Consider the following 15,117-nt stretch of genomic DNA (forward strand, 5'->3'; position numbering starts at 1 on the left):
CTCATTGACCGGATTGGGGGGTGGCGCGGCGCGGGTCGGTGGCATGGAAATGCACCGGCGCGGTCTGGCCGTTCATCTGCTGCAGCATGGCGCCGGGGCCGCCGGCCTGCGGGCCGAACACCACCGGGCGCTCTTCCAGGTCGCCCTCGGGCACGTCCGGCAGGGGCTCGGGCTGGACGTCGGTCATGCCGCGCAGGATCGCGAACACGCAGGCATAGGGGCTTTGCACCGCGGCGAGCTTGTCGCCCAGGCGCGCGATCACATGGACGGCGTCGCCCAGCAGCCGGCGCGCGTCCGCGGGCGGGATCTGGGCCAGGAACTCCAGGAACATCGGGATGTAGTCGGGCAGCTCGGCCGGATCGGGCGCGAGGCCATGCGACAGGTATTCCTCGCGCAGGTCCACCATGGCCTGGCCGCGGTCGCGCGACTGGCCATGGATGTGCTCGAACAGATGCAGCGAATGCGCCGGGCGGCTGTCGAAGGTCTCGACGTACTGCTCCTGCAGCGCGATCAGGTCGGCGCCGTTGGCCAGCCAGGCGAGCAGGGGCGAGAGCGCGGCGCGGGTCGGGGCGGGCAGGGCGGCGCGCAGCTCGGGCAGCGCACCGACCCAGCCGGCCTCGGGATAGCGCAGCAGCATGGCCAGGCCGGCGTAGATGTCGGCGTCGGCGTGTTGTGTGACTTGCATGATTCGCTCCTTCAGCGCGTGCGCTCGACTTCCATGAACACCATCTTCTGCGCGTCGCCGCGCGGCTTGCTGCCGAACAGCGAGGGCGACTTGGCCGCGCCCGCGTCGGCGCCACCGCCGCAGCCGCTGCCGAACGAGAAGCCGCAATCGCCCTTCATGTCGAAGGTGTTTTCGGCGTACTCGCGGTGGGTGGTCGGAATCACGAAACGGTCTTCGTAGTTGGCGATGCCCAGATAGCGGTACATCTCTTCGATCTCGGCCACCGAGAGCCCGACCTGGTCGAGGATGGCGGTGCGCTCCTTGCGCTCGACGGTGCGGGCGCGCATGAAGGCGCGCATCGCGAGCAGGCGCTCGAGCGCCAGCGCCACCGGCGCCTCGTCGCCCGCGGTGAGCATGTTGGCCAGGTATCGCAGCGGGATGCGCAGCGACTTCACGTCGGGCAGCTCGCCGTTGGCGCCGATGTGGCCGCTGTTGGCGGCCGACTGGATCGGCGAGAGCGGCGGCACGTACCAGACCATGGGCAGCGTGCGGTACTCGGGATGCAGCGGGAAGGCGATCTTCCATTGCACCGCCATCTTGTAGGTGGGCGAGCGGCGCGCGGCCTCGAGCCAGTCGTGCGGCACGCCGTCGGCGATGGCCTGGGCGATCACCGCGGGATCCTCCGGGTCGAGGAACACGTCGAGCTGCGACTGGTACAGGTCTTTCTCGTTTTCGACCGAGGCCGCGTGCTCGATGCGGTCGGCGTCGTAGAGCAGCACGCCGAGGTAGCGGATCCGGCCGACACAGGTTTCGGAGCAGACCGTGGGCTGGCCGGCCTCGATGCGCGGATAGCAGAAGATGCACTTCTCGGCCTTGCCGCTGCTCCAGTTGTAGTAGATCTTCTTGTAGGGGCAGCCCGACACGCACATGCGCCAGCCGCGGCACTTGTTCTGGTCGACCAGCACGATGCCGTCCTCGGCACGCTTGTAGATCGAGCCGGACGGGCAGCTCGCCACGCAGCTCGGATTCAGGCAGTGCTCGCACAGGCGCGGCAGGTACATCATGAAGGTGTTCTCGAACTGCCCGTAGATGTCTTTCTGCACCGCCTCGAAGTTGTAGTCCTGCGAGCGCTTGGCGAACTCGCCGCCCAGGATCTCTTCCCAGTTCGGGCCCCATTCGATCTTTTCCATGCGCTTGCCGGTGATTAGCGAGCGCGGCCTGGCGGTGGGCGCGGCCTTGAGCTCGGGCGCCGACTGCAGGTGGTCGTAGTCGAAGGTGAAGGGCTCGTAGTAGTCGTCGATCTCGGGCAGGTTGGGATTGGCGAAGATGCGCGACAGCAGCTTGAGCTTGCCGCCCTGGCGCGGCTCGATCCGGCCGTCGGGCAGGCGGCGCCAGCCACCGTTCCAGTGGGCCTGGTTCTCCCAGTCCTTGGGGTAGCCGACGCCGGGCTTGGTCTCGACGTTGTTGAACCACACGTATTCCATGCCTTCGCGCGAGGTCCAGACGTTCTTGCAGGTGACCGAGCAGGTATGGCAGCCGATGCACTTGTCGAGGTTCAGGACCATCGCGATCTGAGCGCGTACTTTCATGTCGATCTCCTCAGGCCGTGGCGCGCACGGCGGTGTCCTTGCGTTCTTCTTCGAGCCAGTCGATGCGCGCCATCTTGCGCACGATCACGAACTCGTCGCGGTTGGAGCCGACGGTGCCGTAGTAATTCAGGCCGTACGACAGGTGCGCATAGCCGCCGATCATGTGGGTGGGCTTGAGCACGATGCGCGTGACCGAGTTGTGGATGCCGCCGCGCGCGCCGGTGATCTCGGAGCCGGGCATGTTCACGATCTTTTCCTGCGCGTGGTACATCATGGTCATGCCCTCGGGCACGCGCTGGCTCACCACCGCGCGCGCCACCAGCGCGCCGTTCACGTTGAAGGCCTCGATCCAGTCGTTGTCGACGATGCCGGCGCGGGCCGCGTCTTTCTCGGAGATCCAGACGCAGGGACCGCCGCGCGACAGCGACAGCATGATGAGGTTGTCGGTGTAGGTGGAGTGGATGCCCCACTTCTGGTGCGGCGTGATGAAGTTGAGCACCACCGTCTTGTTGCCGTTGTCGCGCTTGCCCTCCAGCGGCTGCACCGACTTGGTGTCGACGGGCGGGCGATACACCACCAGGCCTTCGCCGAAGGCGCGCATCCAGGGGTGATCCTGGTAGAGCTGCTGGCGGCCGGTGAGGGTGCGCCACGGAATCAGCTCGTGCACATTGGTGTAGCCCGCGTTGTAGCTGACCTTGTCGGACTCCAGGCCCGACCAGGTCGGCGAGGACAGGATCTTGCGCGGCTGCGCCTGCAGGTCGCGGAAGCGGATCTTCTCGTGCTCGCGCGGCAGCGCCAGGTGCTCGTGGTCGCGCCCGGTCACCTGCGACAGCGCGCGCCAGGCCTTGACCGCGACGGCGCCGTTGGTCTCGGGCGCGAGCGCCAGGATGGTTTCGGCCGCATCGATGTCGGTGTCGATGCGCGGCCGGCCCTGCGAGACGCCGGCCTCGTCGACCGCGTAGTTGAGCGCGGCCAGCAGCTCGACTTCGCTCTCGGCCTGCCAGTTGATGCCCTTGCCGCCCACGCCCAGCTTGCTGGTCAGGGGGCCGAGCGAGGTGAACTGCCGGTGCAGGTCGGCGTAGCGGCGTTCGACCACGGTGATCGAGGGCGCGGTCTTGCCGGGGATGAACTCGGTTTCGCCGCGCTTCCAGTCGCGCACGTCGTGCGGGCTGCCCAGCTCGCCCGGGGTGTCGTGCTGCAGCGGCGTGAGCACCACGTCGTGCGCCACCGGCAGCTCGGTCTCGGCCAGGCGCGAGAAGGCCTTGGCGAAGCCCTTGTAGATCTCCCAGTCGCTGCGCGATTCCCACACCGGGTCCACCGCGGTGGAGAACGGGTGGATGAAGGGGTGCATGTCGGAGGTGTTGAGGTCGTTCTTCTCGTACCAGGTGGCGGTGGGCAGCACCACGTCGGAGTAGACGCAGGTGGTGGACATGCGGAAGTCCAGCGTCACCAGCAGGTCGAGCTTGCCGCGCGGCGCCTCGTCGTGCCAGGCCACCTCGGACGGCTTTTCGCCGCCGAACTCGCCCAGGTCGGCGCCCTGCACGCCGTGGTCGGTGCCGAGCAGGTGCTTGAGGAAGTATTCATGGCCCTTGCCCGACGAACCCAGCAGATTGGAGCGCCACACGAACATGTTGCGCGGATGGTTGTTGGGATGGTCGGGGTCTTCGCAGGCGAACTTGAGCCGGCCGCTCTTGATGCCTTCGGTCACGAAGGCGACCGGGTCCTGGCCGCTGGCCTGGGCCGCGCGCACCACTTCCAGCGGGTTGTCGTGCAGCTGCGGCGCCGACGGCAGCCAGCCCATGCGCTCGGCGCGCACGTTGTAGTCGATCATGGTGCCGCCGAACTCGGCCGGGTCGGCCAGCGGCGACAGGATCTCGCCCACGTCCAGCGTTTCGTAGCGCCACTGGTCGGTGTGGGCATAGAAGAACGAGGTGCCGTTCATGTGGCGCGGCGGGCGGTTCCAGTCCAGGCCGAAGGCCAGCGTGGTCCAGCCGGTCTGCGGCCGCAGCTTTTCCTGGCCCACGTAGTGGCACCAGCCGCCGCCCGACTGGCCGACACAGCCGCACATGACCACCAGGTTGATGATGCCGCGATAGGCCATGTCCATGTGATACCAGTGATTCAGGCCGGCCCCCAGGATGATCATGGACTTGCCCTGGGTCTTGTCGGCGTTGGCGGCGAACTGGCGCGCCACGGTGATCACGTCCTCGCGCTTGACGCCGGTGATGCGCTCCTGCCAGGCGGGCGTGTAGGGCACGTCGTCGTCGTAGGAGGTGGCGACGTTGGCGCCGCCCAGGCCGCGGTCCAGGCCGTAGTTGGCCATCAGCAGGTCATAGACCGTGACCACCAGGGCCTCGCCCTCGCGCGTGGCGATGCGGCGCGCCGCCATGTTGCGCAGCTGGATCTCGTCGTGGTCGGTGCCCTGGAAGTAGTCGTGCTGGCGCGCGCCGAAGTAGGGGAACGCGACCGGCACCACGTCGGTGTGCGCGCCCACCAGGCTCAGGCGCAGGTCGATGTCCTCGCCCGCGCCGTCCTTGCTTTCGAGGTTCCATTTGCCCAGGTCGCCGCCTTCCTTCTGGCCCCAGCGAAAGCCCGCCGAGCCGCGCGGCACGACCAGCGTGTCACGCGCTTCGTCGAAGGCCACCGGCTTCCAGTCGGGGTTGTTGTCCTGGCCGAGATTGCCGTCGAAGTCGCCGGCACGCAGCATGCGCTCGGGCACCCAGCGGCCGTCCTGCTGCACCAGCCGCACCAGGAAGGGCATGTCGGAGTAGCGCTTGACGTAGTCGCGGAAGTAGGCGCTCGTGCCTTCGAGGTGGAACTCCTTGAGCACCACGTGGCCCATCGCGAGCGCCAGGGCCGCGTCGGTGCCTTGCTTGGGGTGCAGCCAGATGTCGCCGAACTTCGCGCCTTCGGCGTAGTCGGGGAAGATCGACACGATCTTGGCGCCGCGGTAGCGCGCCTCGACCATGAAGTGGGCATCGGGCGTGCGCGTCTGCGGCACGTTCGAGCCCCACATCATGATGTAGCTGGAGTTGAACCAGTCGGCCGACTCGGCCACGTCGGTCTGTTCGCCCCAGGTCTGCGGGCTGGAGGGGGGCAGGTCGCAGTACCAGTCGTAGAAGCTCAGCAGCGTGCCGCCGAGCAGCGACAGGTAGCGGCTGCCCGCCGCGAACGACACCATCGACATGGCCGGGATCGGCGAGAAGCCGATGATGCGGTCGGGGCCGTAGTGCTTGGCCGTGTAGAGGTTGGCGGCGGCCACCAGCTCATTGACCTCGTCCCAGGTGGCGCGCACGAAGCCGCCCATGCCGCGCACCGACTTGTACTGGGCCGACAGCTCGGGCCGGGTGCAGATGTGGCGCCAGGCCTGCACGGGTTCCATGGTCTTGCGCGCCTCGCGCCAGAGCCGGGCCAGCCGGCCGCGCAGCATCGGATACTTGATCCGGTTGGCGCTGTACAGGTACCAGGAATACGACGCGCCGCGCGAACAGCCGCGCGGCTCGTGGTTGGGCATGTCGGGCCGGGTGCGCGGGTAGTCGGTCTGCTGCGTCTCCCAGGTCACGATCCCGCCCTTGACGTAGATCTTCCAGGAGCACGAACCGGTGCAGTTCACGCCGTGCGTGGAGCGCACGATCTTGTCGTGCTGCCAGCGATCGCGGTAGGCCGCCTCCCAGCTGCGGTCTTCGCGCGTGGTGCTGCCGTGGCCGTCGGCGAAGGATTCGCGGGGCCGCGTGAAATACTTGAGGCGCTCTAGGAAGAAACTCATGACCACTCCTGCATGTGTGGTGGCGTGACGCCACGCCCGCGCGGCGCGCGAGCCGGGGCCAGGCGGGGCGCACGGGCGTGGGAGGACGCCGCGGCGCGGGCCGCTCAGGCGAGGGAATCGGGGAGACGAAGGGACGGCACGGAGCGCGTCTGGGAGGCGCCGGCGCGGGGCGCCAGGGCGGGGGACGCGGCGAACTCGCTTCGCCGCTGACTACAGTAAGGAATCACGAACACCATTCTTGCCTCCGGGGGAGGGGTTGGCGAGAACCTGGCACCGTAAAGCGCGTTCACGATAACTGCGACAAAAGATCATCGTCAATCTGTGAACATCTTCCGGCCTTGCTCAGGCAGCTTGCCGCTCCTGCGTGAACATTGTGCAAGGGAATGGGCGCGGAAAACTCGCAGGGGGACGATATGTCGTGCCACGACTTGATATAGCGCAAGCGCCCCGGCAAAAGCGAGGCGGATGGCGGGGCCAGCGCTCCGCCCGGTGTTGCGAGGGGGAGACAGGCGTGCGCAACGGCGTGCGCAGCGGCATGCGCAGCGGCATGCGCAGTGGCGTGCGCTGCGGTGGGTTCCAGCGCATGCGCATTGGCATGCGCAGCGGTGGGTTCTACCGCGCGCGCAGCAGCAAGCGCTGCGGTGGCTGACGCAGCGCGCGCCGCGACGGGGAGAAGGGCGCGCGGCGGGACCCGCGCGCGGAAGCGGGGCGGGCGCCGGGTGGGCGCGCGCCACGGAGGCTGTCGCGAATCCCCCATGCGAGCGGGTTCGCGACAGCGCCTTGCCTTGGGGCCGCCGCGTCCGGCGGCGCGGGCGGCGGCCCGGCGGGCCTCAGCGGCCGGCCGGATCCAGGTAGACGTCGGCCAGGTTGGATTCCACCCCGTCGGCCGTCAGCGAGTGGTCGTGCACGCGCTGGTTGGCGATGGTGATGAACTCCGGCTGGTACAGGTTCAGGTCGGGAACCTCGCGCGCCACGATCTGCTGGAACTCGCGGAACAGCTCGACGCGGCGCTTGGGATCGTTCTCGACCGCGGCGCCCTCGAGCAGCGCGTCCACCTTGGGGTTGCTGTAGTGGGTGCCGTTGGAGAACGGCACGCCCTTGATGAAGTTCTTCGACCAGTACAGCCGCTGCACGCCCACCGTCGGGTCGAACAGATTGCTCGCGCCGTTGGTGGTGAAGGCGAAGTCACGGTCGGTGTACACGCGCTTGATGAAGGACGAGGCATCCTGGGCCCTCACGTTCACCGTGATGCCCACGCGCGCCAGCGTGGTGCGCAGGTAGTCGGCCAGGCGCGGGCCGTCGGCGCCGATCGGATTGAAGTCGAGCGGCACGGTGAAGCGCACGTTGTTGGCGCCGCGCGGGTAGCCCGCCTCGTCGAGCAGCGCGTTGGCGCGCTTCAGGTCGTAGGGGTAGGGCGTGGGCGCGGGGTCGTTGTACTGCTTCAGGCCCGGGGCGATGGGCGAGTAGGCGACCTGGCCGACGCCGTAGTTCACCACCTTCAGGATCACGTTGCGGTCGATGGCGTGCGCCACGGCCTGGCGCACCTTTTCGTTCTTGAAGTACGGATTGTCGAGGTTGAACTCGAGCCGCGTCACGTTGAACGAGTAGCTGTTGCCGCGGGTCTCGAAGCGCAGCGTGGGCACCTTGCGCAGGCGCTCCAGGTCGGCCAGCGGCACGGGCGTGCGGTAGCCCAGGTCCACCGTGCCGGTCTCGAAGGCGATCGCGGCGGCGGCCGGGTCGGCCACCACCCGCACGATCAGGCGGTCGATGTAGGGCTTGGGCTTGTCCCAGTAGTCGGGATTGCGTTCGTACACGATGTGGCTGCCGCGCACCCATTCCTTGAACTTGAACGGGCCGGTGCCGACTGGCGCCGAGGTGGCCGGGTTGGTGAGCGGATCGGTGCCGTCGTAGAGGTGCTTGGGCACGATCGGCGTCTCGGTGGCGACGAAGGCACGGATCAGATAGGGCGCCGGCTTGGACAGGCGCAGCACCACGGTGTGGTCATCGGGCGTGTCGATCGCGGTGACGTTGGCGAAGGTGTTGCGTCCGCGCGGATGGATCTTCTTGAGCAGCTCGATCGAGTACTTCACGTCGGCCGCGGTGAACGGCTTGCCGTCGTGCCATTCCACGCCCTGGCGCAGCGTGAAGGTATAGACCGTGCCGTCCGGGCTGACCTGCCAGGCGGTGGCCAGCTGCGGCTCGGGGTTGAGGTCGTAGTCGTATTTGAGCAGGCCTTCGGTGACCTTGGCGCTCACGCTCAGGATGGGCGTGGCGACGTTGCCCACGGTCACCAGGGCGGTCGGCTCGGAGGGCAGCAACAGCGTGAGCGTGCCGCCGCGCTGGCCGCCGCGCTGGCCGCCCGGTTTCTCGGTGGCGGCCTGCGCGAACGCGGCGCCGGGCAGGGCCAGCGGCGTGGCCAGGGCGGCCGCGAGGGCGGCCTGAAGCAGGGTACGGCGGGTCAGTGTCATGGTGCGTCTTGCGAAAGAGGAAAGAAGGGGGAAATCAGGGCGTGCCGTAGACCGCTGCGGCCTGGGCGGCGCTCACCAGGCCGAGCGCGAGGTCGGCGTCCAGATGCGCGCGGTCGCGCCGGGCGGGGTCGCCCAGGCCGCCACCGCCCGGCGTGTTCACCACCAGCGAGTCGCCGGCCGGAATCAGCTGGCGGCCCTTGGACTTGAGCGGCGTGCCCGAACCCAGCGCCAGCTGGCCGGGCGCGCCGTCGTGGCCGCCGAGCGCGCCCCGCGCGGGGTGGATCACGCGGTCGAACGCCGCCGCCAGAATCATGGCCGCGTCGGGGTCGGCGTGGCGCACCACGATGGTCTGGCCCAGGCCGCCGCGGCGCGCGCCGGGGCCGCCCGAGTCGGCCCGGTATTCCTTGCGTTCGAACAGCAGCGGATTGGCCGCCTCCAGGATCTCGATCGAGACATTGCGCACGCCGCTCGGATAGGAGGTCACGGACAGGCCGTCCTTGCCGGGCCGGGCACCGGTGCCGCCGGTCGAGAAGCTGACCGCGTTGAAGCGCTTGCCGTGGATCAGCGCATGGTTCTGCTCGGCGCTCGCGCCGGCGATCGGCTCGCCGCCCACCAGGTGCAGATTCCAGAGCGAGGAGCTGCCCTCGGCCGGCACCTGGTCGGCGCGGGCCTGGCGCAGCGCGCCGAACACCACGTCCGGCAGCATCTGGCCGATGATGTGGCGCGCCGTCACGGCGGCCGGGAAGCGCGCGTTCAGGATCGAGCCCTCGGGGGCGCTGACCTGCACCACCGACAGCGAGCCGGCGTTGTTGGGCACGTCGGCGCCGATCAGGCAGCGCACGCCGAACGAGGTGTAGGCGTCGGTATAGGCCTTGACCACGTTGATGCCGCGCGCCACCTGCGGCGAGGTGCCGTCGAAGTCCACCAGGATGCGGCCGGGCTCGACCGTGACGCGGGCCACCAGCTCGATCGGCGCGTCGTAGCCGTCGATGGTGAGGCGGTTGGTCCAGCTGCCCTGCGGCCAGGCGGCGATGGCGTGCAGCATGGCCAGGCGCGACTGCTCGATGATAGTGTTGCCGAGCGCGGTCAGGTCGTCGAGCCGGAACTCGCGCATCAGGTCCTTCAGGCGCCGTCCGCCCACCTCGTTGCAGGCCACCAGGGCATAGAGGTCGCCCTCGACCTGCTCGGGTTCGCGCACGTTGGCGCGGATGATGGCGCGCACGCCCGGATCCACCTGGTGCGCGTGGAAGAACTTCACGATCGGCAGGAACAGACCTTCGTGATAGACCTCCAGGCCGTCGGCGCTGCTGCCGATCCCGCCGATGTCGATCACGTGCAGCGTGGAGGCGAACAGCGCCACCAGCCTGCCGTCGTGGAACACCGGCGTGACCATGGTCATGTCGAACAGGTGGCCGGTGCCTTTCCAGGGATCGTTGGTGAGCAGCACGTCGCCGTCGTGCAGCGTCTCGAGCGGAAATTCCCGCAGGAAATGCCTGACCGACTCGGCCATGGCGTTGACGTGGCCGGGCGTGCCGGTGACGGCCTGGGCGATCATGCGCCCGTCGGGCAGGAACACGCCGGCCGACAGGTCGCCGGCCTCGCGGGTGGCGGTGCCGAAGGCCGAGCGGATCAGCACCTGTGCCTGTTCCTCGACCACCGACAGCAGGCGGTTCCAGGCGAGCTGGTGGCGGATGCGCGAGAGCGCGGAAGCGGCGCGGGCCTGATTGGCCTGCGCGCCGGCGGACTGAGCGGGAGCGGTCATGCCGTGGTCTCCAGATAGGTCGAGGCGGTTGCGGACACGCGCTGCAGGTCGTGCAGCACGAGCGAGCCCTGCGGGCTGCGGTGCGCGGCGAAGCCCTCGGGCACGTGCGTGGTGGTTTCGTCTTCCACCACCAGCGCCGGGCCCTGGACCTGCTGGCCCGCGGCGAGCGTGCTGCGTTCGTACACCGGTACCTCGCGCCAGCGCGCGCGCTCGAAGTCGTAGAGCGTGCGGCGCCCGCTGGGCGTGGCCGGCGTGCTGCCGGCGGCGTCGATCACGTCGGCGGCGATGGCGCGCCGCGCGCCCGCCTGCGCGGCCACCGACCAGCTCACGGTCTCGGCCGGGACGTGCGGCAGGCTGCGGCCGTAGATCTGCGCATAGCGCTCGGCGAACTGCGCCGCCAGCGCGCGCGCCGCGTCGGCGTCGAACGGACCGGGCGCCAGATCGATGGCGATCTCGTGGCCTTGGCCGGCATAGCGCATGTAGACCTGGCGACGCAGCGTCTGGGGCTCGTCGGGCGCGGCGCGCCGGACCACGGCCTGCACCTGCTCCGTGAGCGATTCGAGCGTGCGTTCGACCAGGTCGAGGTCGGCGCGGTCCAGGCGCTGGTGCAGGCTGCGCACCGCCTGGTAGGCGATCGGGGCCCACAAAAAGCCCACGGCCGAGCCCACGCCCGCGGATTCGGGCACGATCACGGTGGCGATGCCGAGCTTGCGCGCGAGCAGCGCGGCATGCAGCGGCGCGGCGCCGCCGAAGGCGATCAGCGTGCGGTCCTCGGCGTCGCGGCCCAGTTCGGAGGCGTGCACGCGGGCGGCATTGGCCATGTTTTCGGTGACCACCTCGAGCACGGCGTGGGCCGCCTCCGGGTCGGCCAGCTTGCCGGGCCGTGCGAGGTGTGCCTGCACGGCCAGGCGCGCCAGCGAGGGGTCGAGCGCCACCTTGCCCACGGCGAAGCGCTCCGGCGTGATGGTGCCGAGCACGGCGTGCGCGTCGGTCACCGTGGCGTGCTGGCCGCCCAGTCCGTAGGCGGCGGGGCCGGGCGAGGAGCCTGCGCTGTCGGGGCCGACCTGGATCACGCCGAGATGGTTGATGCGGGCGATCGAGCCGCCGCCCGCGCCGATCTCGATCATCTCGATCACGGGGATGCGGATCGGCAGGCCGGAGCCCTTGAGATGGCGGTGCACGCGGCCGAACTCGAAGCTGCGGCTCACCTGCGGCTGGTAGTCGTCGATGTAGCAGATCTTGGCCGTGGTGCCGCCCATGTCGAACGACAGCGCGCGCGCGGCGCCCACCTGTTCGGCAATGTGCTGGGCCAGGATGGCGCCGCCGGCGGGCCCGGATTCGACCAGCCGCACGGGCTCCTCGACGCCCGTCTGCAGCGTGGCGATGGCGCCGCCCGAGGTCATGAGGAAGGGTTCGGCGCGCAGGCCGCGCTCGCGCGCGGCGGCCTCGAAGCGGCGCAGATAGCCCGAGACCTGCGGCTGCACATAGGCGTTGGCGCACACCGTGGACAGGCGCGGGAACTCGCGGATCTCGGCGCATACGTCGGACGACAGCGAGATCCAGAGCTCGGGCAGCTCGGCGCGCAGGATCTCGCGCACGCGGCGTTCGTGGGCGGGATGGGCATAGCTGTGCAGCAGGCACACGGCCACGCTCTGCACGCCGTCGTCGCGCAGCCGCACGGCCAGCGCGCGCACCTGCTCCTCGTCGAGCGGGATCAGCACCCGGCCCTGGGCATCCACGCGCTCGGCCACGCCGTGGCGCCGGTCGCGCGGCACCAGCGGCTCCGGCTTGTCGAGAAAGATGTCGTACTGCGCGTAGCGGTCTTCCAGGCCGATCTCGACCAGGTCGCGAAAGCCGGCGGTGGTGATCAGCGCGGTGCGCGCGCCCTTGCGCTCGATCAGCGCATTGGTGGCCAGCGTGGTGCCGAGCACCAGGCGCTCGACCGCGTTCCAGGGCAGGCCGGCGGCCTGCAGCAGTTCGTCGATGCCGGCCAGCACGGCCTGTTCGGGCGCGGCCGGCGTGGTCAGCAGCTTGGCCGAGCGGCGCAGCTCGCCTTGCTCGAGCACGATGTCGGTGAAGGTGCCGCCGACGTCGACCGCCACCCGGATCGCGGGGCGGCGCGCGGCGGGCGCGGAAGGGGAAGCAGACATGGAGCGGGCCCTGTGTCGTGAATAAGAAGTGCCTGGCGCGCAGGGTGCGGCGCCTGGCAATGAGGAGACGATGCTAGGGAGCGCCAGGAGCCCGCGGAAGGACGTTTTTCGTATGTCGTTATGCGTGCCGGCCGGGGGAGGGCGGCGCATATGGATACTCGGTTTTCTGCGTTGCCGCGGGGCCGGGGGCGGCCGTAGCCTTGGCGTCATCCCCGGCCCACGCCGGACCCCCAACGCCATGACGACCGACGTACCCGAGATGACGCAACTGCCTCCCACCGCCGATCTTTCCGTCCAGACCACGCGCTCGCGCGCCGTGGCCGCCCTCATCGCGGATGTCCGCGCGGTGCTGCCCGACCCGGTGCGCGCCACGCCCGCCCAGCTCGACGCCGCGGCCGCGCTGCTGCGGGGGCTCGCCGGGCGCGCCGAGCTCTTTGCCGCCGAGGCCTTCCCGGTGCATCCGGAGCGCCCCGGCACGATCTACCGCCTGGCCGAAGACACCGACGGCGCCTACGCCCTGTATCTGTCGCTGGGCGAGGTGGGCAAGGCCCAGCCGCCGCACGATCACACCACCTGGGCCATCATTGCCGGCGTGCGCGGCGACGAGCGCAACGAGGTCTATGCGCGCGCCGCCACCGCCGACCCCGCGCGCGACACGCTGACGCACGTCAGGCGCGTCGACGTGGGCCCCGGCGGCGCGATCGTGCTGCAGCCGCACGACGTGCACACCATCGAACTGATCGGCGACCAGCCCGGCGCGCACCTGCATTTCTATGGCCTGGCGCTCGACCGCCTCGCCGGCCGCGTGGTGTTCGAGAGCAAGGAGGGCGGCACCGTCCGCACCTTCGGCCCGCCCGCCGCGATCTTTCACGCGCTGGTGAGCGCGCAAGAGGTGGAGCGCGCGCTGCGCGGCACCGCCGAGATCGCGCTGCTGGACGTGCGCGAGGCCGGCCGCTACGCCGAGCGCCACATCCTGGAGGCGGCCAACGCGCCGCTGTGGCGGCTGGAGCAGCGCATCGACCGCCTGGTGCCGCGCCGCAATACGCGCATCGTGGTGGTGGACGAGGACGAATCGCTGGCGCACGAGGCCGCCGGCAAGCTGACCCGGCTGGGCTACACCGACGTCGCCGTGTTGGCGGGCGGGACGCGCGGCTGGGAAGCCTCGGGCCGCGAGATCTTCTGGGGCACCAACGTGCCCAGCAAGGCCTTCGGCGAAGTGATCGAACACGAGAAGCACACGCCCTGGATCGACGTGGACGAGCTCGCCGCGCGCGTGTCGGCCGGCGAGAACATCGTGGTGGTCGACAGCCGCACCACCGAGGAATTCCACAACTTCACGCTGCCGTTCTCGCACAGCCTGCCGGGCGCCGAGCTGGTCTACCGCATCGGCGAGCTGGCGCCCGACCCCGACACCTTCGTGGTGGTGAACTGCGCCGGCCGCACGCGCTCGATCGTGGGCGCGCAGACGCTGATCGACGCCGGCATTCCCAACAAGGTGGCGTCGCTGCGCAACGGCACGATGGAATGGCTGATCTCCGGCCGCGAACTGGCCTATGGCCGTCACGCCGTGCTGCCCGAACCGGGCGCGCAACAGCTGGCGCAGGCGCGCGAACGCGCCCAGACCTTGATCGCCGCCGCGGGCGTGGGCTACGTCGATGCCACGCAACTGGCCGCCTTCGAGGCCGAAGCGGCCGCGGGCCAGCGCAGCCTCTATCGCTTCGACGTGCGCACCCGCGAGGAATACGAGGCCGGGCACCTGCCGGGCTGGCGCTGGGCGCCGGGCGGCCAGCTGGTGCAGGCCACCGACGAATACGTGGGCACGCGCCGTTCGCGCGTGGTGCTGGCCGACCATGATGGCGTGCGCGCCCTCACCACGGCGGCCTGGCTGGCCCAACTCGGCGCGGTCGAGGTCTATCTGTATGCCGCGCCGCTGCAGCCGCTGGCGGCCACGCCCGGCCTGGCCGCCGCGCCGGTGGCGCTCGAAGTGGGCGCCGAACGCGTCCGGGTGCTGCGTCATCGCGATCCGGCGCCGTCGGTGCGGGCCCAGGCCCTGGCCGGCTGGCTGGAGGCGGGCGACACGCTGGTCTACGACGTGGACCGCCGCGGCGCCTACGAGCGCGGCCACGTGCGCGGCGCGCACTTCGCCGCACCCGACCGCCTGCCGGCACTCGTGGCAGGCCACGCGGGCAAGCGCGTGGTGGTCGTGTCGGAGGACGGCGTGCTGGCGCAACTGGTGGCGGCCGAGCTGCATTGGCGCCTGCGCCGCCAGGACGGCGCGCCCGCGGTGTATGCGCTGACGGGCGGCACGCGGGCCTGGCAGGCCCAGGGCCTGCCGCTGGGCACCGGCGCGGGCGGCGTGCTGACGGGCGACGACGACCAGGACATCAGCCCCTATCTGCTCGACGACGTGGCCGCACGCAACGCGGGTTTCAAACACTATCTGGACTGGGAGCTGGGCCTGGTGGCGCAGCTCGAGCGCGCCGGCGCGAGCGACATCAAACTGATCGAGGCCGCGCAATGACGGGCCGCGCTCGCGAGACGGGGCCCGTGGCGGATGCCTGGGCCCGGCTGCGGCGCGGCTTGCGCCGGCTGCGCCGCCGCGAGTGGGTCAGGTGGGCGCGCCAGCCGGTGTCGTGCTGGTCGGCCGCGCCGTTCGCCGTGGGACCCGCGCCGGCCGTGCCGCGCGGCGCCCGGCCCCGTTCGGCGACGGACACGTGC

Annotated in this window: 8 protein-coding genes; 2 read left to right on the forward strand and 6 right to left on the reverse strand. The window is 70.4% G+C overall.

The window, feature by feature from the left end; all coding sequences use genetic code 11:
* Window position 1 precedes the first annotated feature (1 nt).
* The 3 genes from narJ to CEG14_RS09570 are packed head-to-tail and all read right to left on the reverse strand — an operon-like array spanning window position 2 to window position 6,019.
* Entirely contained in the window at window positions 2-685 is a 684-nt protein-coding gene (gene narJ, locus CEG14_RS09560) for a nitrate reductase molybdenum cofactor assembly chaperone (protein ID WP_094826146.1), read from the reverse strand.
* Between the two features lie 11 nt (window positions 686-696).
* On the reverse strand, window positions 697-2,253 hold the full coding sequence (gene narH, locus CEG14_RS09565; RefSeq protein ID WP_094826147.1) for a nitrate reductase subunit beta: 1,557 nt from the start codon (window positions 2,251-2,253) through the stop codon (window positions 697-699).
* Window positions 2,254-2,263: 10 nt separating this feature from the next.
* A complete protein-coding gene (locus CEG14_RS09570) occupies window positions 2,264-6,019 on the reverse strand; it encodes a nitrate reductase subunit alpha (RefSeq protein ID WP_094826148.1) in 3,756 nt (1,251 codons plus the stop codon).
* A gap of 511 nt (window positions 6,020-6,530) precedes the next feature.
* On the opposite strand from CEG14_RS09570, the gene CEG14_RS26325 reads away from it, so the two are divergent.
* Window positions 6,531-6,668, forward strand: a complete 138-nt coding sequence (locus tag CEG14_RS26325; protein ID WP_179280572.1) for a hypothetical protein — start codon at window positions 6,531-6,533, stop codon at window positions 6,666-6,668.
* 181 nt (window positions 6,669-6,849) lie between these two features.
* Here CEG14_RS26325 and CEG14_RS09580 read toward each other — a convergent pair whose 3' ends face one another.
* From CEG14_RS09580 to CEG14_RS09590, 3 genes are read right to left on the reverse strand one after another with little or no spacing between them, the layout of a single operon-like run.
* On the reverse strand, window positions 6,850-8,487 hold the full coding sequence (locus CEG14_RS09580) for an ABC transporter substrate-binding protein (protein ID WP_094826150.1): 1,638 nt from the start codon (window positions 8,485-8,487) through the stop codon (window positions 6,850-6,852).
* Window positions 8,488-8,521: 34 nt separating this feature from the next.
* Window positions 8,522-10,249, reverse strand: a complete 1,728-nt coding sequence (locus tag CEG14_RS09585; RefSeq protein ID WP_094826151.1) for a hydantoinase B/oxoprolinase family protein — start codon at window positions 10,247-10,249, stop codon at window positions 8,522-8,524.
* Window positions 10,246-12,399, reverse strand: a complete 2,154-nt coding sequence (locus tag CEG14_RS09590) for a hydantoinase/oxoprolinase family protein (protein WP_094826152.1) — start codon at window positions 12,397-12,399, stop codon at window positions 10,246-10,248. Before CEG14_RS09590 ends, CEG14_RS09585 begins: the two co-directional genes overlap by 4 nt.
* Window positions 12,400-12,637: 238 nt before the next feature.
* Between CEG14_RS09590 and CEG14_RS09595 the strand changes: the two genes are divergently transcribed.
* Window positions 12,638-14,920: a rhodanese-like domain-containing protein gene (locus CEG14_RS09595; protein WP_373454186.1), complete on the forward strand. Its 2,283-nt coding sequence runs from the start codon at window positions 12,638-12,640 to the stop codon at window positions 14,918-14,920.
* Window positions 14,921-15,117: the final 197 nt, after the last annotated feature.

Origin of the sequence: Bordetella genomosp. 1, assembly GCF_002261335.1 — a bacterium.
Classification (GTDB): Bacteria; Pseudomonadota; Gammaproteobacteria; order Burkholderiales; family Burkholderiaceae_B; genus Bordetella.